This is a genomic window from Vibrio fluvialis (assembly GCF_900460245.1).
Classification (GTDB): Bacteria; Pseudomonadota; Gammaproteobacteria; order Enterobacterales; family Vibrionaceae; genus Vibrio; species Vibrio fluvialis.
In genome coordinates, this window is record NZ_UHIP01000001.1 from 844,093 (window position 1) to 868,789 (window position 24,697).

The window sequence follows — 24,697 nt, forward strand, 5'->3', positions numbered from 1 at the left end:
GACTACTCATAAAACTGCGCCAAAAGAACGGTTAAAATAATTTATCACCTGTTCGATTATTGCAGCTGTGAACTATAGCAGCGACTGGTAAACTCAGCAATCGGCTTTATTAGAAAGCGCTTAAAATTTTAAGACTCTGTACAAAAAATGTCAGTGAACGCTGATTATTCGCAGAGAAAATTGCAAACAAGTTTTGAAATCTATCAGTAAAACAACGCCGATTTGTCGGTGCAAAGCGTGCTATTGGTGTGACTTTCAACAATTTAGAGCGAATTTTAAGCTGAAACGCCGTTTTTCTGTTACGAAGAAAAATGTGAATTTCATCCTATAACGGTTAGAATAGCCGCCATGAGCGAAATGAGAACAGAAGTCCAGTTCATCGATATCGATGAAGACATGGCTGGTCAGCGCATTGATAACTTTTTGCGCAACCAATTAAAAACTATCCCGAAAAGCGTGGTTTATCGAATTCTGCGCAAGGGCGAAGTACGCGTGAACAAAAAGCGCGTCAAAGCGGAATACAAACTCGAAGCGGGCGATGTCGTACGCGTTCCACCAGTGACGATGGAAATCAAAGAGGACGAAGCACCAGCACCGAGCACCAAGCTTAATAAAGTTGCGGAGCTCGAGCATTGCATCCTCTATGAAGATGACCATATGTTGGTACTGAACAAACCGTCAGGCACTGCGGTGCATGGCGGCAGCGGGTTGAAATTTGGCGCGATTGAAGCAATGCGAGCTCTGCGTCCGCAAGCGCGTTTTCTTGAACTGGTGCATCGCATTGACCGCGATACGTCCGGCATTCTGTTGATTGCCAAAAAGCGTTCAGCACTGCGTCAGTTACAGAGCCAGTTTCGAGAGAAAACCGTACAGAAGTATTACTTCGCACTCGTGATGGGCGAGTGGAAAAACAGCTGCAAAGTGGTCAACGCTCCGCTGCTGAAGAATGAAGTCAACAGTATTGTGCGCGTCAACCCGAATGGAAAACCGTCGGAAACCCGCTTCAAAATTCTGGAAAAGTTCCCTCAGGCAACGCTGATCCAGGCAAGCCCAATCACTGGCCGAACCCACCAGATTCGTGTTCACACTCAATATGTTGGCCATCCGATTGCGTGGGATGACCGTTATGGTGACCGCCGCTTTGATGCTTACACAGCGCAATTCGGCATAGACCGTTTATTTCTGCATGCGGCCAATATTCAGTTTGTTCACCCTGCCAGCGGTGAGAAGATGGAAATCAATGCACCGCTCGACGCCAAGTTGGAAAAAGCACTGGCGAAAATGCGTCAGGCGGGATGAACTAAAAGGCTTGTCTCACGACAAGCCTTTTAGTCTGAAGCGTGTTTACAATACGTAGACGGATTCGTTCTCCAGCAATTTGACTAATTGGATCAGCGGAAGCCCAACCAGTGTATTGGGGTCATCGCCCTCCAAACGCTCGAATAAAGCGATACCCAGTCCCTCGCTTTTAAAACTGCCCGCACAGTTGAGAGGTTGTTCTCTATCGACGTAGTGAGTCGCCATTTCGCGGCTTAGCTGACGAAAATGCACAGTAAAGGTATCGAGTACAACCTGTGCTTGATCGGTTTCAGTGTTGTACAGTGCTAATCCGGTGTAAAAAGTGATCGCCTGACCACTCTGGCTGAGCAGTTGTTCAATCGCTTTTTCTCGAGTGTGTGGCTTGCCGACGATTTGACCGTTGATCACGCAAACCTGGTCAGAGCCAATCACTAAACTCGGTGCAGTTACAGAGCATGAACGGGCTTTTTCTTCTGCCAGACGTTGCACCAGTCGCTGAGGGGATTCCCCGACGTGCGGAGTTTCATCGCAATCTGGTGTCGCTGTGGAAAAGGGCAGATGTAGTTTGCTCAGAAGTTGCTGACGAAATGGGGATGTGGACGCTAAAACTAGTTGGTAATTTTGCATTTTAATTTACAATTATCGCGAGTTTGGCAGCAGCATATCTCAAGTAAACTGGCTGTTCATAATGCTCTCAGCGGAAAGGGAAAAAAAACTAACTTTTTTGCCTTTTTCTTTGACTAAACCTATTTTGGAAGATAATATTCGCGCCCTATGCAAAAGGTAAAAATACCGCGATCAGTTGATCCGGCGAAAGCAGCTTCAAAACGACTTGACTACGATGGCATCATCCAAATGAGTCTTTTTAAGCGCCTAGAGGAATCAACTGCAGGCGTTAAACGCGACGCACAAGTTTCATTGTCATTTGGGCTTGATGAACAGCGACTCGTTGTTATCTCTGGTAAAGCTAACATCGAAGTCGATTTAGAGTGTCAACGCTGTAATGAGGTTTTCACACACGAGTGTGAGGTCGAATTCACTTACACCCCGTATTTCGGGCCGAAAAGTGAAGAAGACGCCCCGGACGAGTACGATTTGGTAGATCTGAACGAGTTTGGTGAGGTTGACCTGATTCAGCTAGTTGAAGACGAGTTCATCATTAATCTGCCTCAGGTAGCAATGCATGACGAAGCGGATTGTAGCGTTAATTCAGACAATATGGTGTTTGGTGAACTTCCAGACGAAGTGTTGGAAGACAAGCCGAATCCATTCGATGTTTTAAAAAGTTTAAAGAAGTAAATCTTTAAGCAATAACATAGGAGTAGGGTCAATGGCCGTACAACAAAACCGTAAAACACGTTCACGCCGTGGTATGCGTCGTTCACACGATGCGCTTACTACAGCTGCTCTATCTGTAGATGCGACTTCAGGTGAAACTCACCTACGTCACAACGTGACTGCTGACGGTTACTACCGTGGCAAAAAGGTTATCAACAAGTAAGGTTGACCTTTGCATAATTTAACCGTTGCACTTGATGCAATGGGCGGGGATTTCGGTCCTCGCGTCACAGTGCCTGCCGCCGTGCAGGCACTGTCGCATTTCCCAGAGCTAAAAGTGACCCTCGTTGGTGATCAGGCCATGATCGCCCGTCAACTTTCACTTCTAGGTTACGAAGCAAACACTCGTTTGAGTATTTTGCACAGTGACCGAGTTATTTCTAACTCAGAGAAACCCTCTCTCGCGCTTCGCAACAGTCATGGCAGCTCTATGGGCATGGCGATCGATTTGGTTGCAGAAGGGCAAGCTGATGCTTGTGTCAGCGCCGGCAATACCGGTGCCTTGATGGCGCTTTCTCGTTTCCGTCTTAAATTATTACCAGGTATCGACAGACCAGCGTTAGTTTCTGCGCTGCCTACTGCGTTCGGCGGCAGAACCTGGATGTTGGACCTCGGTGCGAATGTTTCCAGTGATGCAGATTCGCTGTTTCAGTTTGCTGTCATGGGCTCAGCTTTGGCAGAACAGCATTTGTCTCGTCCGCCACGAGTTGCGATTCTCAATATCGGTGCTGAGGAAATAAAAGGCAATGATCTTGTCAAACGTTGTGCAGAAATGCTCCATCAGACCCAAGCCGTGAATTTTATTGGTTATATTGAAGGTAACCAACTGCTGTTAGACACCGCCGATGTCGTGGTGTGTGACGGTTTTGTCGGCAACGTATGTCTGAAAACGTGTGAAGGAACTGCGCAACTCTTTATCGATAAGTTAAAAAGTAAGTTTTTAGCCTCATCCATAAAGGGTTGGATTGCCAGAAAACTGTTTTCTGAGCTATTTACTGAACTAAAAACATTGAACCCCGACCAGTATAACGGCGCAAGTTTGCTAGGATTGCGCGGCATTGTCATTAAAAGTCATGGAAGTGCTGATGTATCCGCTGTCGTGAATGCAATTTCAGAAGCGGTACATGAAGTGAAACGACAAGTACCCAGCCGTATAAGCGATCGTTTGGAAGCGGTTTTACTCGAGAGGCATTATTAGTCTTCATGTATAGCAAAATTTTAGGTACAGGCAGCTACCTGCCATCTCAGGTGCGTACTAACGCAGATTTGGAGAAAATGGTAGATACAAGTGATGAGTGGATTGTCACGCGCACCGGTATTCGTGAGCGTCGTATTGCCGCAGAAAATGAAACCGTAGCCGATATGGGCTTTTATGCTGCGCAAAACGCCATTGAAATGGCGGGCATTGATAAAAACGACATCGACTTAATCATTCTTGCCACAACCAGTAGCAGCCATACGTTTCCATCTTCAGCCTGTCAGGTTCAAGCGAAACTGGGCATCAAAGGCTGTCCGGCGTTTGATCTTGCAGCGGCATGTTCCGGCTTTATGTACGGTTTGTCGGTGGCTGATCAGCATATCAAATCCGGCATGTGCAAAAACGTGCTGGTAATTGGTTCTGATGCGTTGTCAAAAACCTGTGACCCGACGGATCGTTCCACTATCATTCTTTTTGGTGATGGTGCGGGTGCCGTGGTGGTTGGTGCCAGTGAAGAGCCAGGTATTTTGTCGACCCACATTTACGCCGATGGTGAATTCGGCGATCTACTGAGCCTGGAAGTGCCAGAGCGCGGTGGTGATGTCGACAAATGGTTGTACATGGCAGGCAACGAAGTATTCAAAGTAGCTGTGACTCAGCTTTCAAAACTGGTCAAAGACACTCTGGCTGCCAACAACATGCATAAGTCTGAACTAGACTGGTTGGTGCCACATCAGGCGAACTACCGAATTATTTCTGCGACAGCGAAAAAGCTATCAATGTCGCTGGATCAAGTGGTGATCACGCTTGACCGTCATGGTAATACTTCCGCTGCGACGGTGCCAACGGCACTGGATGAAGCGGTACGTGATGGTCGTATCAAACGTGGTCAGACTCTGCTTTTAGAAGCCTTTGGTGGTGGTTTCACCTGGGGTTCTGCGTTAGTCAAGTTCTAACGCCCGCTCAATAATAAATTAGACTTTAAGGAGTCGCGAGACTCCTTATTCATTCTTAGTTAAGGAAAAAAACAATGAGCAAGTTTGCTATCGTATTTCCAGGTCAGGGTTCTCAGGCAGTTGGTATGCTTGCCGAGCTTGGCGAACAGTATGATGTAGTTAAACAAACTTTTGCAGAAGCGTCTGATGCACTGGGTTACGACCTTTGGGCTCTGGTTCAGAACGGTCCTGCAGAAGATCTCAACCAGACTTTCCGTACTCAACCTGCACTGCTGGCGTCTTCTGTTGCTATCTGGCGTGTATGGCAGGAGCTGGGCCTGGAGCAGCCAGAAGTGCTGGCAGGCCACAGCCTGGGTGAATACTCAGCACTGGTTTGTGCTGGTGTGATTGATTTTAAAGCTGCGATCAAACTGGTTGAACTGCGTGGTCAACTGATGCAAGAAGCCGTGCCAGCAGGTACAGGCGCAATGTACGCGATCATTGGTCTGGATGATGCGGCTATTGCCAAAGCGTGTGAAGAAGCCGCGCAAGGTGATGTAGTGTCTCCTGTGAACTTTAACTCACCAGGTCAGGTGGTGATCGCAGGCCAGAAAGATGCGGTAGAACGCGCTGGCGCACTGTGTAAAGAAGCGGGCGCTAAACGTGCTCTGCCTCTGCCAGTTTCTGTACCTTCACATTGTGCTCTGATGAAACCAGCGGCTGAAAAATTGGCTGTTGCGCTAGAAGCGCTGACATTCAACACTCCACAAATTCCTGTTATCAACAACGTTGATGTAGTCGCTGAAACTGATCCAGCGAAAATCAAAGATGCGTTGGTTCGTCAATTGCACAGCCCAGTTCGCTGGACCGAAGGCGTTGAAAAGATGGCAGAACAAGGCATTGAAAAACTGATTGAAGTTGGCCCAGGCAAGGTGTTGACTGGTCTGACTAAACGTATTGTGAAAACGCTAGACGCAGCTGCAGTGAACGACATCGCTTCACTGGAAGCGGTTAAGTAAGAATAGGAAATAAACATGAGTAATTTCATGAATCTGGAAGGCAAAGTTGCCCTGGTAACTGGCGCAAGCCGTGGTATCGGTAAAGCGATCGCGGAACTATTGGTTGAACGTGGTGCCACAGTAATCGGTACGGCAACCAGTGAAAGCGGTGCAGATGCAATCAGCGCGTATCTGGGCGATAACGGTAAAGGTTTGGCGTTGAACGTGACAGACGTAGACTCTATCGAGTCTGTGTTGAAAAGCATCAACGACGAATTTGGCGGCATCGATATTCTGGTGAACAACGCAGGTATCACTCGTGATAACCTGTTAATGCGCATGAAAGATGACGAATGGACCGATATCCTGGATACTAACTTGACGTCTATCTTCCGTCTGTCTAAAGCTGTACTACGTGGCATGATGAAAAAACGTCAAGGTCGTATCATCAACGTTGGTTCTGTTGTCGGTACAATGGGCAACGCTGGCCAAACGAACTACGCAGCAGCAAAAGCGGGCGTAATTGGCTTTACCAAGTCAATGGCGCGTGAAGTTGCATCTCGTGGCGTGACTGTGAACACAGTTGCACCAGGTTTCATCGAAACGGATATGACAAAAGCGCTGAATGACGACCAACGTACTGCTACACTAGCACAAGTGCCAGCAGGTCGTTTGGGGGATCCACGTGAAATCGCATCCGCGGTTGCATTCCTGGCATCTCCGGAAGCAGCGTACATTACTGGTGAAACTCTGCACGTTAACGGCGGAATGTACATGGTTTAAGGCCAAGTTTGGGGCGAAATGAACGAAACTGGTTTAGTAAAATGTTGACTTCGTCCAAAACTTGTCAGTGAAATGCGCAAGATTTGTGCATGATATATGTCAAAAATGGTGTGAATTTCGGTTAAAATCGCCAAATTTGTGGTTTGACCAGCAAGGTCCCCCTTGCAACTTTCACTAGTTCGAATAAACTACGGAATCATCGCATTAGGCGAAATCTGTAAAGGAAAAGAAAAATGAGCAACATCGAAGAACGCGTAAAGAAAATCATCGTTGAACAGCTAGGCGTAGACGAAGCAGAAGTTAAAAACGAAGCTTCTTTCGTTGAAGACCTAGGTGCGGATTCTCTGGACACTGTTGAGCTTGTTATGGCTCTGGAAGAAGAATTCGACACTGAGATTCCTGATGAAGAAGCAGAGAAAATCACTACTGTTCAAGCTGCGATCGATTACGTAAACAGCGCTCAGTAATGTCTCTCCCCAGGCGGCCCTCTGGCCGCCTGAGTTTTTCTCACTCATCTATAATCTCTCATAGAATTTTCATTTCCGGAGAATATGATCGTGTCCAAGCGTCGTGTCGTTGTCACTGGCATGGGTATGTTGTCACCGGTAGGCAACACTGTAGAATCTTCTTGGAAAGCCCTGCTAGCTGGTCAAAGTGGTATCGTGAATATCGAACACTTTGATACAACAAATTTCTCAACTCGTTTCGCAGGTCTGGTAAAAGATTTTAACTGCGAAGAGTACATGTCTAAAAAAGATGCCCGTAAAATGGATTTGTTTATCCAGTACGGTATTGCGGCGGGTATCCAAGCGCTAGACGATTCTGGTCTGGTAATCACTGAAGAAAACGCTCCACGCGTCGGTGTTGCAATCGGCTCTGGTATCGGTGGTCTTGATTTGATCGAAACAGGTCATCAGGCGCTTATGGAGAAAGGTCCACGTAAAGTGAGCCCGTTCTTCGTACCTTCAACCATCGTGAACATGGTTGCGGGTAACCTATCTATCATGCGTGGTCTTCGTGGTCCTAACATCGCGATTTCAACTGCATGTACTACAGGTTTACACAACATCGGTCACGCAGCTCGTATGATTGCATACGGTGATGCGGAAGCGATGGTTGCAGGCGGTAGCGAAAAAGCGTCAACCCCTCTGGGTATGGCTGGCTTTGGTGCGGCGAAAGCACTGTCTACACGCAATGATGAACCAACAAAAGCTTCTCGTCCATGGGACAAGGACCGTGATGGTTTTGTTTTGGGTGACGGTGCAGGCGTGATGGTTCTGGAAGAATACGAACACGCGAAAGCGCGTGGCGCGAAAATCTACGCAGAAATCGTAGGCTTTGGTATGTCTGGCGACGCTTACCACATGACTTCACCAAGTGAAGATGGTTCGGGTGGCGCACTGGCAATGGAAGCAGCGATGCGTGATGCAGCAGTAGTAGGTACTCAAATCGGCTACGTGAACGCGCACGGTACGTCTACTCCAGCGGGTGACGTAGCGGAAGTGAAAGGTATCAAACGCGCTCTGGGCGAAGACGGTGCAAAACAAGTACTGATCTCTTCTACCAAATCAATGACGGGTCACCTATTGGGTGCCGCCGGTTCGGTTGAAGCTATCATTACGGTGTTGTCGCTGGTCGACCAAATCGTTCCGCCAACCATCAACCTGGATAATCCAGAAGAAGGTCTGGGCGTGGATCTGGTTCCGCACACAGCACGTAAAGTTGAAGGCATGGAATACGCGATGTGTAACTCGTTTGGCTTTGGTGGCACAAACGGTTCACTGATCTTCAAGCGCGTATAATCACCGCATTTTCATTGAACTTTACTTGAGTTGAAACGGCTTGATGCTTAGCATTAAGCCGTTTCTTTTTTCAGGGAGAAGAAAAATGTTCTGGCACAACGGTGAACCCCGTGACACGGTCGCAATCGCAGACCGCTCTTTCCAATATGGTGATGGTTGCTTTACCACCATCCTAACTAAGCAGGGCGACATTCAGCATTGGCCATATCATATTGAGCGCATGGAAGCCTGCCTGAATTTGTTAGACATTCCTCTGCCTGATTGGGCACAAATTCGTTCCTGGTTGGACGCTGCAACCCTGGGTGACGAAAGAGCCGGTCTTAAATTACACATCAGCCGAGGTGAAGGCGGACGTGGTTACAGTCCCGCGCATTTAACTCAGCCCAATGTTACTATTAGCAACTTTGCTTTCCCTGGTCACTATGCTGATTGGCAGCAACACGGACTTCACCTTGGCGTGTGTCACCATCGTATGGGTATCAATCCATTATTGGCCGGACACAAACACAACAACCGTCTGGAGCAGGTATTGTTGAAAGGGGAAATGGACAGAGCAGGGTTTGCTGATGGTGTTTGTCTGGATATTCACGGCCATCTGGTGGAAACCACCATGGCAAACTTGTTCTGGATAAAAGGGGAAACGTTGTATACGCCGAGTCTCGATAATGCCGGCGTGTCTGGTATTGCGCGGCGGCTTATTATTCAGGATGCTCCGAAGTTCGGTTTGAAAGTGGTGATTGGTGAGTTTGAGCTCGACCATCTCGACAATGCCGACGAAGTATTTATTTCTAATGCGATTATGGAAGTCGCACCGGTAACGGCGCTTGCCGGGCAGCACTATTCCATCGGTTTTTACACACGACGATTTCAGGAGAGCTTTAATTCGTGATTAAAAAACTCGTTTCACTGCTATTTACCTTATTGGCTCTGGCAGCCGTGGGGTACTTCTATGTGACTAAACAAGTGGATGTTTACTTGTCACAACCTCTCGATATTCAAAGCGAACAACTGGTGACGATCCCGTCAGGCACTAGCCTCAATGGCGCACTGTCCCTCATGACCAAACATGGCTGGATAGACTCTCAGTTTGCTGAAAAACTGGTTCGTCGTTTCCATCCGGAACTGACACAGATTAAAGCGGGTACTTATCAGCTGATGCCTGATATGAAGCTGGCACAAGCGCTGAAATTGTTGGTTTCGGGCAAAGAGCATCAGTTCGCGATTACGTTTGTAGAAGGCAGCCGCTTTAGCGAATGGATGGCGATCCTTGAACAAAATGAACAGCTCAAGCATACGTTAACCGAAAGTTCGGAAGCGGACATTGCCAAACAATTGGGCATCGAGCAGTCAAAACTCGAAGGGCTGTTTCTGGCGGAAACCTATCATTTCACTAAAGGGGTCAGCGATCTCGATATTCTCAAGCGTGCCCACCGCAAGTTGGAAGGCATTCTCAATAGTGCTTGGGAAACCCGTCAGGAAAACCTGCCGTTGACGTCCCCATACCAAGCACTGATTCTGGCTTCAATTATTGAGAAAGAGACCGCGGTGGAATCGGAGCGTGAACGCATTGCGTCGGTGTTTGTCAATCGCCTCAATAAAAGAATGCGCCTGCAGACAGACCCAACTGTGATTTACGGTATGGGCGATAATTACGACGGCAACATTCGTAAAAAGGATCTGCGTGCACCAACACCGTACAACACCTACGTGATCAATGGATTGCCGCCAACGCCGATTGCGATGCCTGGCGAAGCGTCGATTCGCGCCGCATTGAACCCAGAGCAGAGCGCGTATCTTTATTTCGTCGCCAGTGGAAACGGTGGTCATGTGTTTTCAAAGAATCTTACAGAACATAACCGCGCGGTACGCGCTTACTTAAAACAGCTCAGACAACAGTAATGAATTCAAAATATATCGTAGTAGAAGGCCTTGAGGGCGCAGGTAAGAGTACGGCTATTCAAGCGGTCGTTGAGACACTCCATGCCCATGGCATTGAGAACATCACACGCACGCGTGAGCCGGGCGGCACAGTGCTGGCAGAAAAAATGCGCGCGCTGGTGAAAGAAGAGCATGAAGGTGAAGTTCTGCAGGATATGACCGAACTGCTGCTGATGTATGCGGCGCGCGTTCAATTGGTCGAGAACGTGATAAAACCTGCGTTAAAACAAGGACAGTGGGTGGTGGGTGACCGCCATGACATGTCTTCTCAGGCTTATCAAGGCGGTGGTCGCCAGATCGCACGTGAAACCATGCAAAGCCTCAAACAAACCACACTCGGCGCATTTAAGCCCGATTTTACACTCTATCTGGATATCGATCCGAAAGTCGGCTTGGAACGTGCCCGTGGCCGTGGTGAACTCGATCGCATCGAAAAGATGGACATCAGTTTTTTTGAGCGTACTCGTGAGCGTTATTTGGAATTGGCCGCCGCTGATGACTCCGTGGTGACCATCAATGCAGAGCAGACCATTGAGCAGGTTACGCACGATATCAAGCATGCTCTGGAAAACTGGTTGCAGAGCGCTTAAGGAATCACCATGCAACACATCTATCCTTGGTTGGCGGACGCTTGGCAAAGCTGGAAGCAGCGTCTGGATGAGCAGAGCTTTGCTTCGGCCACTCTGATTTCAGCGCCAGCCGGACTTGGCACATTTCAAATGGCGGAGCAATTTGCCCGCGCACTGATGTGTCAGACCCACAGCAGTGAGCCCTGCGGCTTTTGTCACGGCTGCGATCTGATGCAGTCGGGGAGTCATCCTGACTATCATCTTGTTCGCCCGGAAAAAGAGGGGCGAACCATCAGTGTTGACCAGATTCGTCAATGTAATCGCTTGGCGCAGGAATCCTCACAGTTGTCAGGTTATCGCCTGATTGTGATTGAGCCCGCTGAAGCGATGAATGAATCGGCGGCGAACGCATTGCTGAAAACATTGGAAGAGCCGGCAGAAAAGTGTGTTTTTGTGCTGCTGACCTCACGTATCAATCATTTGTTGCCGACGATTGTCAGCCGCTGCCAGCAAATCACAGTGGCAGAACCGTCTGCATCGTTGGTAGCGGAGTGGTTGGCGGGAGAACTGCAACAGGATGTGCCCGCGTTTGCTTCACACATTCATGGCAATGCGCCGCTGCTGACCCGAGAATTCATTGCGTCCGGTGGTATGAAACAATATCAGGAACTGGAAGCGAGGTTTATTCAGGCAATTCAAGGCGACATACTCAGCCAACTAGAATGTGCCAAACTCGCGGCCAGTGAGCCGCAGAGCCGCTTAAACTGGTTGTGGTATCTGATGACGGATGCCCAGAAAGCGCACTTTAGTCTGGCACAAAACCATATGACGCCAGGTTGCCTGGCCGTCGCCAAGGCTTGCAGCTTCGCGCTTTTGCAGCAGCAGACCGAAGCATTGGCTAAACTGTCTGAACAACTGCGCGTTTTCAGCGGACTGAATGGCGAGCTGATGATCACCGATTGGTTACTGAAATTTAATGAGGAAGCATGTTTGTAGATTCACACTGTCACCTGGACAAACTCGATTATCAGGATTTACACAACGGCATTGAAGATGTGATTGAAAAAGCACGTCAGGCTAACGTGAAGCAGCTGCTGTCAGTGGGTGTGACGTTAGACTCATTCCCGGACATGCTGGAGATGATCACTCCGTTTGATAATGTTCACGCTTCTTGTGGCGTGCATCCGCTGGATGTGGAGAGCGATTTTGAACTGGATCGTTTTCACGAGTACGCCAAGCACCCGAAAGTAGTCGCGATTGGTGAAACCGGCTTGGACTACCACTACCAACCGGAAACGGCAGAACTTCAGAAGCTGCGTTTTTCTCAGCAGATAGACACCGCGGTTGCACTCAACAAACCATTGATTATCCATACCCGTAATGCGCGTCAGGATACCCTGGACATGTTGCGTAGAGGTGGTGCGGATCAATGTGGTGGCGTGATTCACTGTTTTACGGAAGATCTGCCTTTTGCACAAGCGGCGATGGATCTCGGCTTTTACATCTCGATCTCCGGGATCGTGACGTTTCGTCAAGCCACAGAGCTGAAAGACGTGGTGAAACAACTGCCGTTGGATCGCCTGTTGATCGAAACGGATTCTCCGTATCTTGCCCCGGTTCCGCACCGAGGAAAACAGAATCAGCCAGCCTATGTGGTCGAGGTTGCTGCATATATATCGCAACTGAAAGGGGTTTCATTAAGCGAAGTTGCTGAAAAAACCACCCAAAACTACCACAATCTTTTTTTGCGATAGAAAGAAAACTTTGACTAAAAAGAGAGCGTGAGCTCTCTTTTTTTCTATTATTTATTCTGAGTAAGTTAAAAATTGCGCTTGTTTACGAAAAATGTTGAAAATGTGGCTCAAATTCACCCTTATGTAATTTTGTTACGAAAAATAACAATGCGATCGAATTTATTCACTAAGCAAAATTAATGTTTAGTAATTTTTATATCAATAAAAACAGATAGATAGATGAAATGTAAAGGATTTCAAAGGAGCCGGGGGATTGTGATCTGTCTATTACTTTGAAACTAAATTTCATTCCAAACTAGAAAGCTTGAGGGGCATCAATATATATTTAGAGCCGAAAAATATAATGCATATTGTGTTACATTTTCATTGAGCACTGACACTATGGCTACGGGGGTGTGCCGTCAGAACTCAACAATTCTAATAACTTTATCAGGAGCATAAATGTATGAAAGGTTTCTTTAGTAAACTTTCACAATCCATTATGTTACCCATCGCACTGCTGCCTGCAGCGGGTATCATGCTGGGTATCGGGGGGAGCTTTACCAACCCTACAATGATCGAAGCGTACAACATCGGTGTGCTTCAAGACGGAACTGTTCTGAACAGCTTCCTACAAATTATGACAGCAGCGGGCGGTATCGTATTCGCTAACCTTCCTGTTATGTTCGCTCTGGCGATTGCTGTAGGTTTCGCTCGTGCAGAGAAAGGTGCTGCGGCACTGGCAGCGCTGATTTCTTACCTAGTAATGAACGTGGCGATTGCTAAGACTCTGGTTGTAGCAAGCATGATCAACCTGGATACCAACACTGTAGTACTGATGGGTAGCGAATACCCGGGCGTACTGGCAGATATGCTGGGTATCTCTAACACTCTGAGTATGGGTGTATTTGGTGGTCTGATTGCAGGTGCAGTTACTGTTGTTCTTCACAACAAATACCACGATGCAAAACTGCCTGATTACCTAGGCTTCTTTGGTGGCGCGCGTTTCGTTCCGATCATCAGTGCATTTGCTGCGCTGTTCTACGGTATCGTACTGACTTTCATCTGGCCTTTCTTCGGTGCTGCATTCGGTGCAATCGGTGCTGCTCTGGGTGAAATGACTGCATCTGGTCACGGTTACATTGCGTCTCTGATCTTCGGTATCATCGAACGTTCTCTGATTCCTGTTGGTCTGCACCACGTATTCTACCTGCCACTATGGCAGACAGAGATCGGTGGTACTGCTCAAATCGCTGGTGAAGTGGTTAAAGGTACTCAGAACATCTTCTTTGCTTCTCTGGCAACGGGTGACTTCTCGCAATTCACTTCAACTAACTTCATGACTGGTAAATTCCCATTCATGATGTTCGGTCTGCCAGCAGCTGCGTACGCGATGTACACACTGGCTGATGATGAGAACAAGAAAGCGGCAGGTGGCCTGTTGTTCTCTGTTGCTCTGACTGCATTCCTGACTGGTATTACTGAGCCAATCGAATTCACATTCCTGTTCCTGGCTCCAGCACTGTACTACGCGATTCACGTTCCTCTAGCTGGTCTGTCATTCATGCTGATGGATATGCTGAACGTTAAAGTTGGTATGACATTCAGTGGCGGTTTCATCGACTTTACCCTGTTCGGCATGCTTCCAGGCCTAACTGGTGTTGAAAACCACTGGTACTTCATCCCTCTAGTGGGTATCGCTTACGCATTCATTTACTTCTTCGTATTCCGTTGGTTCATCATCAAGTTCGACGTGAAAACTCCAGGTCGTAAAGGCAGCGCAGTAGCGGTAGTATCTAAGAAAGATTACCACGCAGCGAAAAGCGGTTCAGCAGGTGACAACCAGAAAGCAAAAGACATGATCGAAGCTCTGGGTGGCGCAGAAAACATCGTTGATGTAGATGCATGTATCACTCGTCTGCGTATCACTGTTAAAGATGGTGCACAAGTGAAAGGTAACGATTACTGGACTCAAGAGCTGGGTGCTCGCGGTCTGGTTAAAGTTGGCGACACTGGTATCCAGGCAATCTACGGCGCTGAAGCTGCAGGTTACAAAGCTCAAATCAACTCTCTGCTTGGTAAGTAATGAGTATTGGTGACAAATTCAGAAGAACCGGTGCCTTTATCATCGATGCCATGGTGGCGAAGATGTTCACTCAGGTGGTGGTGACGGTTCTGCTGGCAGTCGTAACAGGGTTCTTCAGTGAAAAAACTGGAGGTTTATCGCTAAACGATACGATGGCGTTGCCTGTCCTGTTACTGATTGTACTGCTGATGCTGTTGGTCTTTATCGGCATATATCTCGGTTTCGGTGCTATCTGTTTTAACCTGATAGGGAAGTCTCTGGGAAAATATCTGCTGCGAGTCGACAGTGGTCAGTGGATAAAGCCTAAGGATTTGTCGACTTACCTATCTCGCGAAAAAGAGAAGATTGTTTTTTTCTGTGCCACACTGGGTTTGTATGCGGCCTATTCGGCCATTCAACTCTACATGTATGACGTTGAGCCTCTGCATGAAACCCGAGCACGAACAAGGCTAGAGCACTAATGAATGAAAAGCCCGCATTTTATGCGGGCTTTTTTATGCCCCTGCTACTCTCGTTCCTAAATAGGAATGTCCCCTGTATTCCATTGTCCTTATTCCGCATCTTTTAAACCTAATATCGTCGCCTAAATAGACCTGGTAGAGATTTCTGTAACAAATGCTCGGCATAGTGAATAAAGTTTGAGTGTTATCAAACTATATTTAGAGACGAAAAATATAATCCCCGAGTGGTTACATTTCTATTGGGTGCTAACATTTAGGCTACGGGGGTATGCCGTTAGAACCCATTTATTCCAATAAGTTAATCAGGAGCATAAACATGTTTAAGAACGCTTTTGCTAACCTGCAAAAAGTGGGTAAGGCGCTGATGCTTCCAGTATCGGTGCTCCCAGTTGCGGGTATTTTGCTTGGGGTCGGTGCTGCCAATTTCAGCTGGCTGCCGGACATTGTTTCGAATTTGATGGAGCAAGCGGGCGGCTCGGTATTTGGGCAGATGGCATTGCTGTTTGCCGTCGGTGTAGCATTAGGTTTCACCAATAACGACGGTGTATCCGGACTTTCCGCCATCGTAGGTTACGGCATCATGGTCGCGACACTGAAAGTGATGGCGATGGCGATGGGTGTCGAGAAAATCGATACGGGTGTGCTGGGCGGTATCCTTGCTGGTGGCGTCGCTGCCTGGGCATTTAACCGTTTCTATAAAATTCAATTACCCGAGTATCTCGGTTTCTTCGCAGGTAAACGCGCCGTGCCGATTATTACGGGTTTCCTGTCGATTGTTCTGGGTGTCATTCTTTCTTTTATCTGGCCACCTATCGGCGCTGCTATCGCGACATTCTCAGATTGGGCTGCACATCAGAACCCGGTTCTGGCGTTTGGTATTTACGGTGTGGTTGAACGTTCTCTTATCCCATTTGGTCTCCACCACATCTGGAATGTTCCTTTCTTCTACGAAGCGGGCACGTGTGTCAACGGTGCAGGTGAAACCGTACACGGCATCATGACGTGTTTCCTGACGGCGGACGATGCATCTCGCGCTGCGGGGAATGGTTTTGGTCAGCTTGCGGGTGGTTATCTGTTCAAAATGTTTGGTTTGCCGGCTGCCGCGTTTGCTATTGCGCACTGTGCCAAACCTGAGAACCGCGCCAAAGTGATGGGGATCATGGCATCAGCGGCGCTGACTTCATTCCTAACTGGTATTACTGAACCTATCGAGTTTTCGTTCCTGTTCATCGCGCCGGTTCTGTACGGTATTCACGCGGTGTTGGCTGGTCTGGCTTATGTGCTGACCAATTCGCTGGGTGTGGTACATGGTCATACCTTCTCGAACGGTTTCATTGACTTTGTTGTTCAGTCGCCACGCGCCGAGAACATGCCAATGTTGGTGGGTTTGGGTGTTGCCTATGCTGTGCTGTACTACGTGGTGTTTACTTTTGTTATTCGAGCGTTGGATCTGAAAACGCCGGGTCGTGAAGATGAAGCGGCAGATGAATCTTCCGCGCAAGGCACGGAGCTGGCTGGTGAGTTGGTGGCGGCATTCGGTGGTAAAGCCAACATTACTAACCTGGATGCCTGTATCACTCGCCTGCGCGTATCCGTTGCCGATACCGAGCAAGTTGATCAGGACAAACTGAAAAAGCTCGGCGCCGCAGGTGTGGTTGTAGTTTCAGGAGGCGTACAGGCTATTTTTGGTACTAAGTCCGATAATCTGAAAACCGAAATGGATGAGTGGATCCGTAACCACGGTTAATCACGACTCTTTCATTATTCTCAAGTAAAAGGAGACTCTGTAGTCTCCTTTTATTTTTTCTGGTGTCGGGCCGTCAAGTCTGGCCATTTCAACAATAGCTTTGATTTCCCCTTACTCTGGATTGACATAGGAACCACGCCATTCGGCTAAAGTTTGTTCCGACATCAAAACCTATACAGGAAATGAATATATGAAGACATTAGGGATGACGGCACTGCTTTTGGGATTGCCGCTGACGGCTTTTGCGCAGCAGGGTAACAGCCTGAAAGTCGGCATGGCAGTGGACCAACAACTGAGCGCAGTTCTGGAAGTGAACAACCAATACCGTTTTACTCTGGGAAATGATGGCGCAGCGTTTGATTACATTATTCAACGCGGCAGCTTTAATAACCCGAATGTACCTTTTGATTGGTATGTTGGCGCGGGCGGCTGGGCTGAATGGGATGATGACTTTGGTGTGCGCGTTCCACTTGGTTTGGACTGGCAGATCAACCAAAACTTCAATCTGTATGGTCAGGTGCACCCTGAGCTCAACTTGCACTCAGGTCCAGAATTGCAACTGGGAGCGGCGCTGGGTATTACCTACCGTTTCTAATCGCAGAACACAAAAAAGCCGGCATACGTGCCGGCTTTTTTACTCCTTTTCAGGAATTACTGTTTATTCATTGCTTTCTTGATACAGATGGCTGCGCCACCCCAAGTAATGCCTAAACCGATAATCATCATTACGATAGCACTAGTCGTCATTAGTAGTTCTCCTTACGGCTGGTTAGGTTGATCGCCACACCAATGACGAACAGAGCTGCAATCATGACCCAACCCAGAGTCAGGTCGTAGCCACCGTAGCCTTCAGTCAATAGCGTTCTTAGTTTGGTTGCCACGATGATCGCCAGAATCACCGGAGAGATAAAGCGCAGACAGATATCGAACCACACACCCACACTGAAGTCAGAAATGGAGTTCACGTATTTACGTGCATCAGAGATCTTCATCAGCCAAGTCATCAGAACCAGTTCAACCAGACAACTTGCCATGATGCCCACGTTGTTGGCGAAGTGGTCAACCAAGTCAAGCAGCAGCAGGCCGCCGTTGGTTGCAAACGCCATTGAGACGATGAAACCTACGCCAATCACGATGTTCGCAGCTTTCTTACGGCTCCAACCCAGTTTGTCGATAACCGCAGAGGTTACCGCTTCCATGATAGAGATGTGCGAGCTCAGGCCGGCAACCACTAGTGCCAGGAAGAATAGTGGGCCAAGGATGTATGGCGCTGGCAACAAGTTGATTGCTGCTGGCAGAGTCACAAACGCCAGACCAACACCTGCAGATACAACTTCAGTCAATGGCTTGCCCTGTTCTTGTGCCATGTAGCCCAGAACCGAGAAGATCATGATACCGGCCAGAATTGAGAAGCCACAGTTGATCAGTACCGTCATGAACGCGTTATTGGTGATGTCTGATTTCTCTGGCAGGTAGCTAGAGTAAGCCAGCATGATCGCGAAACCGATACTCAGGGTAAAGAAGATCTGGCCGTATGCCGCTGCCCAAACTTTCACATCCCAGATTTTGCTGAAATCAGGTTCGAACATGTAGTTCACACCATCCAGAGCACCTGGTAGGAAAATCATACGAGCGATCAGAAGAAGAACCATCACGAACAGGATTGGCATCATGATTTTCGATGCACGCTCAATACCGGACTTCACGCCGCCGACGATAGCAGCATAAGTGATTGCCCAAGCAATGGTCATCGCAATCGCAATTTTCCACTGAATGCCACCCAGATTCGTTGGTGAGTTGTCACCCAGACCCAGATAATCACTAAAGAAGAAAGCATTAGTGTCTGTACCCCAGCTTTGATCGAAAGACATGCCGAAATAAGAGATTGCCCAACCGATAACCGCCACGTAGTAAACGGCGATCACCGCTGCAACACCAACTTGGAACCAACCCAGCCATTCGAACTTGGAATTGATGCGTGCCAGAGTGGCTGGTGCAGAACCGCGGTTTTTCTGACCCATAGAAAATTCTAGGATCATGAACGGGATACCTGCCGTGATCATGGCAAACAGGTAAGGGATGAAAAAGGCGCCGCCGCCGTTCTCGTAGGCCATGTATGGGAAACGCCAGATGTTACCCAAACCGATCGCAGATCCGACTGCTGCCAGAATAAATCCGGCACGGGATCCCCATTGTTCTCGCTTCATAGATTACTCCTTTACAACTCCCTGAGGTATGAAGCTTTTCTGTAGCTTATGCTGCTTATTTCATATTGATAGGTGATAACCAATCAGAATGTGGTCTGATTGTTATAAATTTGCTCTATCATCCATGAATCAGCAAAAAGTTAGTTTTAAATATTATTAGCTGACAGAAAACTCAGAATATTGTTCTTAGTTTTACGATGTGTGTTTGCGAAATCTGAAATAATCAGCTACGCATTGGTTTCGAGACTACAGAGATCTTTCGCACAAGGCAATAGATTGTAAACGTGATTTTGTTCTGCGTTGTTGGCCTCTTTGTTGTTTTTTTGCTCTTTAATTAGTTATATGTTTGTTAAATTATTAAATCAATAAATTAATCGACTGGTCAGAACTCTTAATGCAATTGATATAACTGTATTTAATGAAAGTGCGTATGACTGAAAAATATACACTCCTCAGTGAATCTCTCCAATTTTTGACCTTCCTCGCGCAATGTCATCAGAAGTGAATCGTCATCCCAAGATTGGCAGAAAACTGATTCATCCAGTCAGATTTAAAGTGAATTAGACATTTGCTGGTGGAGTCACCCGAAGTGCAGACAGCACTCGTATCGTTGTCGACAACCGTCCCCAACCAGCGCAGTTGAGTGTTGAGAGCAATGTTGGAGGTGAAGCGATATTCCAGTCCGGTAAAAATGCTGGCTGAAAATCCGTATTTATTCTCTGCCCAGTCGACATCGGCATACGATGCGCCAACCCCTAAGCCCAGATAGCTCGAGAATGCCTCGTCGATCGGGTAGTACAAACTGCTTTGAAATTGCAGGTAGTGCATCGCAGCGCTGTGGTTGATGTTGTCAATGTCGGTCTGCTGCGTGGCATAAAGCAGGCCGAAACGACCCGTTTGATAGGGGATCTCAGCTGCCAGCGCGAAGCTTGCCGAAGGTTTAACGTCATAGGCATTGCCCTGGCTGTCTTCCACTTCGCCGCCGACGGTATAACCAACAAACGGTGTAAGGTAGACGGCGGCTTTCACTGGAGCAACGAGCGACAGAGCAACAAGCACAAAATAGCGATTACGCATGACAAACCTCGAAATTTTTCTGGGCTAGTTGAGTAATTGTGATAGTAACTTCATAATCGTGCACGAAAAACCAGCAATTCTTGAACATGGGTCGCACCACTGTTATTACTTCGATATCACGAAGGAGGTGGTGTATGGAACGCGATTTCAAATTTGCACTTTGCGTCGTTGTGACCGTGTTTGCAGTATTGATTGGCTTTGGACTCATCGCCATTACAAGTTAAGCAATAAGGGTTCTGCTTATGATTAATAGTGGAACTGTTTCTGAATTGGACTCTCGGGTCGATTTAACTCGACTCTCCAAATTTATCGGCGGAAAAAACGCGTTGGTCGCTCAAGGTGGCGGGCAGCGAGGGATTTTTACCGCCGGTGTGTTTGATGCCTTTATGATGTCCAATTTCGATCCATTCGAAGAATTCTTTGGCACGTCAGCGGGCGCGCTGAACATCAGCTCGTTTTTGTGTCGTCAACCTGAGTTGGGTAAGTCTTTTATTGTCGACTTAACCACTGACCCGCAGTTTTTCCACCTGTTTAGTTACATTCGGCGTAAGCAGTATTTAAATCTCGACTGGGCACTGGATAAGATTTGTGATTATCCGTATCGATTGGATTTGGACATGGGCCGTCAGGTGCTTGGTCAGCGAAAAGCGTTTGCAGCGGTGACCTCGACCCGAACATTGAGCGATTTCTATTTTCCGATTCTTGGCCCGGACTGGCGCAACGTGCTGATTGCGACTTGTGCAATCCCACGTTTGTATCCTCATGAAGTGGAACTGGCTCATCAACATTATATTGATGGTGGCGTGTCGGCTTCGATTCCGGTTCAGGAGGCCTGGCGCCGCGAAGCACGCTTCATTGCCGTGATTCGTACTGAGAATCTGGAAGATGAATCGGAATTGCCAATTCGTATAGAACCCCAACATGAGCCCGTGAAGTGGTTTCGGGATTCGTTTAATACCATTCAGAATCAGTGGCAAAACAAACTCGTCCAATGGAAAGATGACTGGAACAGCTTCTTCTATCAGCAGATCGAGAAATCTAAGCTGGCGAAGATGGAGCACAAACATCTTGGTACTTTAAACGGTGGTCGTTGGCTGTTTGGCGCTGATGATATCTATCGTTTAAGCCACCTGATTGGCGATAAGTTTGATTCCGGTCTGGCAGACATGCTGATGGTGCACTACCAGACGTATTCGTTGACGTGTGATTTTCTGCGCACGCCACCGGATGATACGTTTATTGTGCAGATAGCACCCAGTGAACCGCTCAAATCCAGTTCGTTGTTGAGCAGTACAGACGACCTGATGCACGATTATGAACTTGGGCGGGAAGCCGGTTTTCGTTTTGTTAAAACCTATCTTGATGCCAGTGAGCTCAAGTCGGAACGGTTGAAACAACATGCGCTTTCGATGCCGGATCATGGTGAATAAGCCACAACAGCGATAAATAAAAAGGCCCGGTTTACGGGCCTTTTACGGTTTCGCAATCAGAGGACAGGTAAGATACGCATACAGTTCGTGGAACCTTCCACCTCCATAATGTCACCTTGGGTGATGATCACCAGATCGCCAAAGGCGAGGAGTTTCTTCTCTTTCAGCGCTTCCAGCGCCGCTTGTGCGACTTCAAAGCCAGTGCCATTTTTGCTGTCAAAATAGAACGGCATGACCCCGCGATAGAGTGCACAGCGGTTAAGGGTACTTTCATTCCGCGACATCGCGAAAATCGGCAGCACCGAGTTGAGACGTGAAGTCATCAGTGAGGTGCGCCCGGATTCGGTCAGGGTCACCATCGCTTTAACACCTTCCAGATGGTTGGCTGCGTAGATGGTTGACATGGCTACGGTCTCTTCAGCGGTGGTAAAGGAGCGATCAATGCGATAGTTTTGTTGGTTGGATTCAATCATCTTTTCTGCGCCGATGCACACTTCTGCCATTGCTTTGACGGTTTCAACCGGGTATTTACCCGCCGCAGTTTCACCGGACAGCATGACGGCATCGGTGCCATCCAATACTGCGTTGGCAACGTCCATCACTTCGGCTCGCGTCGGCATCGGGTTTGCGATCATTGATTCCATCATCTGTGTTGCGGTAATTACAATGCGGTTCAGCGCTTTGGCGCGGTGAATCAGTTTCTTCTGCACGGCGATCAGTTCCGGGTCACCGATTTCCACCCCCAAATCACCACGAGCGACCATGATTACGTCGGATGCTCGTACGATATCATCGATGTTTTCGTCACAGGAGACCGTTTCCGCACGCTCGACTTTGGCAACCAGTCGGGCTTCGAGGCCGGCATCGCGGGCCAGGCGGCGAGCATAATCCATATCCGCACCGTTGCGCGGGAACGATACGGCGAGATAATCCACTTTGATTTCAGCGGCGAGTTGAATATCACGTTTGTCTTTTTCTGTCAGCGCATCGGCAGACAGACCGCCGCCTTTTTTGTTGATGCCTTTGTTGTTTGATAACGGACCACCAACCAGTACGGTGGTGTGTACTTTACTGCCTTCGACTGCAACCACCAGTAGTTGTACGCGGCCGTCGTCCAGCAGCAGAATGTCTTCACGTTGCACATCTTTTGGCAGATTTTTGTAATCAATACCGACAGCATCCTGATCCCCTTCGCCTGGAGCCAGATTGGCATCCAGTACAAATCGTTCACCTTCGATAAGTTCAATTTTGCCCTCTTTAAAGGTCGAGACACGAATTTTCGGCCCTTGCAGGTCGCCCAGAATCGCGACGTGTTTTCCCAACTTGGCGGCAATCTCGCGCACTTTCTGCGCTCTGGCTTTGTGATCTTCGGCTGAGCCGTGCGAGAAGTTCATACGTACTACGTTGGCTCCCGCGCGGATGATCGCTTCCAGAGTTTCTCCTTTGTCTGTTGAAGGCCCTAAAGTCGTGACAATTTTTGTTCTTCTTAATGCTGAGGTCATTCTGATCTCCTGAAATGATCGGACAGAGGAATTGAGACTCCTTAAGTATATGCAAGATATTTGAAGAGTTTGGGAGCCCTGAAGGATATTTACGCTTTGCAACAAGATAATTAATGTCGAAAAATAACTGACCAGCGGGTATTGAATCCGGGAATAGATGGATCACTATTTGACTGAAAACACAAAGTTCCACGTATATGCGTGATGCCTGTCACGGCTATTCACCAAATTGCTTCACAATTACTTCGCAAAGTAAAAAAATTGGCAGGTTATTGAATTCTGGAGCGCCCCATGTACATGGCTCAACCAGGCCATATTGATCACATCAAACAGGTCAATGCTGGCCGTGTATATAAACTCATAGACCAAAAAGGTCCCATATCCCGCATCGATCTGTCGAAAGAAAGTGAACTTGCGCCAGCAAGTATTACCAAAATCACCCGAGAATTGATTGAAGCTCACCTGATACACGAAACCACCGTCCAAGAAGCCATCAGCCGAGGTCGTCCTGCGGTGGGGCTACAAACTAACAATGAAGGCTGGCAATTTCTCTCCATGCGTCTCGGACGTGGCTACCTGACCATAGCGCTCCATGAGTTAGGTGGCGATGTACTGATAGATACCAAAATCGATATACACGAAATCGATCAGGATGATGTATTAGAGCGGCTGCTGTTTGAAATTGACGAATTTTTCCAGACTTACGCTGCACAGCTTGATCGCGTCACCAGCATTGCCATTACGCTCCCTGGCTTGGTGAATTCCGATCAGGGCATTGTGCTGCAAATGCCACACTACAATGTGGCAAATCTGGCTTTAGGGCCGGAGATTTATAAGGCGACCGGCCTGCCGGTCTTTGTGGCCAACGACACTCGTGCCTGGGCATTGGCGGAAAAACTGTTTGGTCATTCACAAGACGTCGACAACTCAGTACTGATCTCAATTCACCACGGTTTGGGGGCGGGGATCATTCTTGATGGTCGCGTGCTGCAAGGTCGTCACGGTAATATCGGGGAGCTGGGCCACATTCAGATTGATCCGAATGGCAAACGCTGCCATTGCGGTAATATTGGCTGTTTGGAAACGGTTGCCAGTTCGCAGGCCATTCGTGAACAAGTGGCAGAACGCCTTGCTGCCGGTGAAGCCTCGTCGCTGAGCGAAAAAGCGCACGAAGACATTACGATCGAAGACATTTGTGCCGCGGCCGCGGAAGGCGATCCGCTTGCGGTCGACGTGGTAGAAACACTGGGCCGTTATCTCGGCTCGGCCATCGCGATTGTGATTAACCTGTTCAACCCGGAAAAAGTGCTGATTGGTGGCGTCATCAATCAGGCGAAAAATGTGCTGTATCCTGCGATTCAGCGTTGCATCGAAGAGCAGAGCCTGCCGGTTTACCATCAGGATTTACAACTGGTGGAATCGCGTTTCTATAAGCAAGCGACCATGCCCGGTGCCGCACTGATCAAACAGGCGCTGTACGATGGTTTGTTGCTGATGAAAGTGGTTGAAGGGTAAGTTTTTCTTCGTTTTTTCCTCTCTCCGGTTTACATTTGCCGTTCAGGTTACATTTACCATTCGCGAAGATAGCTATACT

Annotated in this window: 26 protein-coding genes; 21 read left to right on the forward strand and 5 right to left on the reverse strand. The window is 48.1% G+C overall.

The window, feature by feature from the left end; all coding sequences use genetic code 11:
- Positions 1 to 348 precede the first annotated feature (348 nt).
- Positions 349 to 1,299: a 23S rRNA pseudouridine(955/2504/2580) synthase RluC gene (gene rluC, locus DYA43_RS04045; RefSeq protein ID WP_061056267.1), complete on the forward strand. Its 951-nt coding sequence runs from the start codon at positions 349 to 351 to the stop codon at positions 1,297 to 1,299.
- A 45-nt stretch (positions 1,300 to 1,344) separates the two neighbouring features.
- Here the strand turns inward: rluC and DYA43_RS04050 are convergent, their stop codons facing one another.
- Positions 1,345 to 1,926, reverse strand: coding sequence for a Maf family protein (locus tag DYA43_RS04050; protein WP_020329868.1), 582 nt, complete (start codon positions 1,924 to 1,926; stop codon positions 1,345 to 1,347).
- 147 nt (positions 1,927 to 2,073) lie between these two features.
- On the opposite strand from DYA43_RS04050, the gene yceD reads away from it, so the two are divergent.
- From yceD to DYA43_RS04135, 17 genes are all read left to right on the forward strand, one after another.
- A complete protein-coding gene (yceD, locus tag DYA43_RS04055; protein WP_032080140.1) occupies positions 2,074 to 2,598 on the forward strand; it encodes a 23S rRNA accumulation protein YceD in 525 nt (174 codons plus the stop codon).
- Between the two features lie 31 nt (positions 2,599 to 2,629).
- Entirely contained in the window at positions 2,630 to 2,800 is a 171-nt protein-coding gene (rpmF, locus tag DYA43_RS04060; RefSeq protein WP_014204674.1) for a 50S ribosomal protein L32, read from the forward strand.
- A 9-nt stretch (positions 2,801 to 2,809) separates the two neighbouring features.
- Positions 2,810 to 3,835 carry a phosphate acyltransferase PlsX gene (gene plsX, locus DYA43_RS04065; RefSeq protein ID WP_061056268.1) on the forward strand — a complete coding sequence of 342 codons (1,026 nt, stop codon included), beginning with the start codon at positions 2,810 to 2,812 and terminating at the stop codon, positions 3,833 to 3,835.
- Between the two features lie 5 nt (positions 3,836 to 3,840).
- Positions 3,841 to 4,791: a beta-ketoacyl-ACP synthase III gene (locus DYA43_RS04070; protein ID WP_020329871.1), complete on the forward strand. Its 951-nt coding sequence runs from the start codon at positions 3,841 to 3,843 to the stop codon at positions 4,789 to 4,791.
- Between the two features lie 74 nt (positions 4,792 to 4,865).
- Positions 4,866 to 5,789 carry an ACP S-malonyltransferase gene (gene fabD / locus DYA43_RS04075; protein ID WP_020433355.1) on the forward strand — a complete coding sequence of 308 codons (924 nt, stop codon included), beginning with the start codon at positions 4,866 to 4,868 and terminating at the stop codon, positions 5,787 to 5,789.
- A gap of 27 nt (positions 5,790 to 5,816) precedes the next feature.
- Positions 5,817 to 6,551 (forward strand): 3-oxoacyl-ACP reductase FabG, encoded by a 735-nt coding sequence (fabG, locus tag DYA43_RS04080; protein ID WP_024374330.1) that lies wholly within the window; start codon positions 5,817 to 5,819, stop codon positions 6,549 to 6,551.
- A 233-nt stretch (positions 6,552 to 6,784) separates the two neighbouring features.
- A complete protein-coding gene (gene acpP / locus DYA43_RS04085) occupies positions 6,785 to 7,018 on the forward strand; it encodes an acyl carrier protein (RefSeq protein ID WP_014204679.1) in 234 nt (77 codons plus the stop codon).
- A gap of 90 nt (positions 7,019 to 7,108) precedes the next feature.
- Positions 7,109 to 8,353, forward strand: coding sequence for a beta-ketoacyl-ACP synthase II (gene fabF / locus DYA43_RS04090; protein ID WP_055452503.1), 1,245 nt, complete (start codon positions 7,109 to 7,111; stop codon positions 8,351 to 8,353).
- A gap of 85 nt (positions 8,354 to 8,438) precedes the next feature.
- A complete protein-coding gene (gene pabC, locus DYA43_RS04095) occupies positions 8,439 to 9,242 on the forward strand; it encodes an aminodeoxychorismate lyase (protein WP_055452495.1) in 804 nt (267 codons plus the stop codon).
- Complete coding sequence (mltG, locus tag DYA43_RS04100) at positions 9,239 to 10,252, forward strand: endolytic transglycosylase MltG (protein ID WP_061056269.1); 1,014 nt, start codon at positions 9,239 to 9,241, stop codon at positions 10,250 to 10,252. The genes pabC and mltG overlap by 4 nt, the downstream gene beginning before the upstream one ends.
- The gene (tmk, locus tag DYA43_RS04105) at positions 10,252 to 10,881 is read left to right on the forward strand and encodes a dTMP kinase (RefSeq protein WP_061056270.1); all 630 of its coding nucleotides are present in this window, start codon (positions 10,252 to 10,254) and stop codon (positions 10,879 to 10,881) included. Before mltG ends, tmk begins: the two co-directional genes overlap by 1 nt.
- A gap of 9 nt (positions 10,882 to 10,890) precedes the next feature.
- On the forward strand, positions 10,891 to 11,856 hold the full coding sequence (gene holB / locus DYA43_RS04110; protein WP_061056271.1) for a DNA polymerase III subunit delta': 966 nt from the start codon (positions 10,891 to 10,893) through the stop codon (positions 11,854 to 11,856).
- Complete coding sequence (locus tag DYA43_RS04115; protein ID WP_020329881.1) at positions 11,847 to 12,614, forward strand: TatD family hydrolase; 768 nt, start codon at positions 11,847 to 11,849, stop codon at positions 12,612 to 12,614. The genes holB and DYA43_RS04115 overlap by 10 nt, the downstream gene beginning before the upstream one ends.
- A 445-nt stretch (positions 12,615 to 13,059) precedes the next feature.
- Positions 13,060 to 14,679: a PTS transporter subunit EIIC gene (locus DYA43_RS04120; protein WP_020329882.1), complete on the forward strand. Its 1,620-nt coding sequence runs from the start codon at positions 13,060 to 13,062 to the stop codon at positions 14,677 to 14,679.
- Positions 14,679 to 15,140, forward strand: coding sequence for a hypothetical protein (locus DYA43_RS04125; protein WP_061056272.1), 462 nt, complete (start codon positions 14,679 to 14,681; stop codon positions 15,138 to 15,140). The genes DYA43_RS04120 and DYA43_RS04125 overlap by 1 nt, the downstream gene beginning before the upstream one ends.
- A gap of 316 nt (positions 15,141 to 15,456) precedes the next feature.
- The gene (gene ptsG / locus DYA43_RS04130) at positions 15,457 to 16,887 is read left to right on the forward strand and encodes a PTS glucose transporter subunit IIBC (protein WP_047462629.1); all 1,431 of its coding nucleotides are present in this window, start codon (positions 15,457 to 15,459) and stop codon (positions 16,885 to 16,887) included.
- A 190-nt stretch (positions 16,888 to 17,077) separates the two neighbouring features.
- Positions 17,078 to 17,482: a hypothetical protein gene (locus tag DYA43_RS04135; RefSeq protein ID WP_020329885.1), complete on the forward strand. Its 405-nt coding sequence runs from the start codon at positions 17,078 to 17,080 to the stop codon at positions 17,480 to 17,482.
- Positions 17,483 to 17,538: 56 nt separating this feature from the next.
- Here DYA43_RS04135 and DYA43_RS04140 read toward each other — a convergent pair whose 3' ends face one another.
- From DYA43_RS04140 to DYA43_RS04150, 3 genes are all read right to left on the reverse strand, one after another.
- On the reverse strand, positions 17,539 to 17,634 hold the full coding sequence (locus DYA43_RS04140) for a MetS family NSS transporter small subunit (protein WP_104408473.1): 96 nt from the start codon (positions 17,632 to 17,634) through the stop codon (positions 17,539 to 17,541).
- Positions 17,634 to 19,094, reverse strand: a complete 1,461-nt coding sequence (locus tag DYA43_RS04145) for a sodium-dependent transporter (RefSeq protein WP_024374739.1) — start codon at positions 19,092 to 19,094, stop codon at positions 17,634 to 17,636. Before DYA43_RS04145 ends, DYA43_RS04140 begins: the two co-directional genes overlap by 1 nt.
- A gap of 495 nt (positions 19,095 to 19,589) precedes the next feature.
- Positions 19,590 to 20,171: a putative outer membrane beta-barrel protein gene (locus DYA43_RS04150; RefSeq protein WP_024374738.1), complete on the reverse strand. Its 582-nt coding sequence runs from the start codon at positions 20,169 to 20,171 to the stop codon at positions 19,590 to 19,592.
- Between the two features lie 134 nt (positions 20,172 to 20,305).
- Here DYA43_RS04150 and cydH point away from each other — a divergent pair, with 134 nt between their 5' ends.
- Both cydH and DYA43_RS04160 read left to right on the forward strand, forming a co-directional pair.
- A complete protein-coding gene (gene cydH, locus DYA43_RS04155; RefSeq protein ID WP_032081448.1) occupies positions 20,306 to 20,395 on the forward strand; it encodes a cytochrome bd-I oxidase subunit CydH in 90 nt (29 codons plus the stop codon).
- Positions 20,396 to 20,413: 18 nt separating this feature from the next.
- Positions 20,414 to 21,601 (forward strand): patatin-like phospholipase family protein, encoded by a 1,188-nt coding sequence (locus DYA43_RS04160; RefSeq protein ID WP_020329888.1) that lies wholly within the window; start codon positions 20,414 to 20,416, stop codon positions 21,599 to 21,601.
- A gap of 56 nt (positions 21,602 to 21,657) precedes the next feature.
- Here the strand turns inward: DYA43_RS04160 and pyk are convergent, their stop codons facing one another.
- The gene (pyk, locus tag DYA43_RS04165) at positions 21,658 to 23,103 is read right to left on the reverse strand and encodes a pyruvate kinase (protein WP_061056273.1); all 1,446 of its coding nucleotides are present in this window, start codon (positions 23,101 to 23,103) and stop codon (positions 21,658 to 21,660) included.
- Between the two features lie 291 nt (positions 23,104 to 23,394).
- On the opposite strand from pyk, the gene mlc reads away from it, so the two are divergent.
- Positions 23,395 to 24,618 (forward strand): sugar metabolism global transcriptional regulator Mlc, encoded by a 1,224-nt coding sequence (gene mlc, locus DYA43_RS04170; protein ID WP_020329890.1) that lies wholly within the window; start codon positions 23,395 to 23,397, stop codon positions 24,616 to 24,618.
- Positions 24,619 to 24,697: the final 79 nt, after the last annotated feature.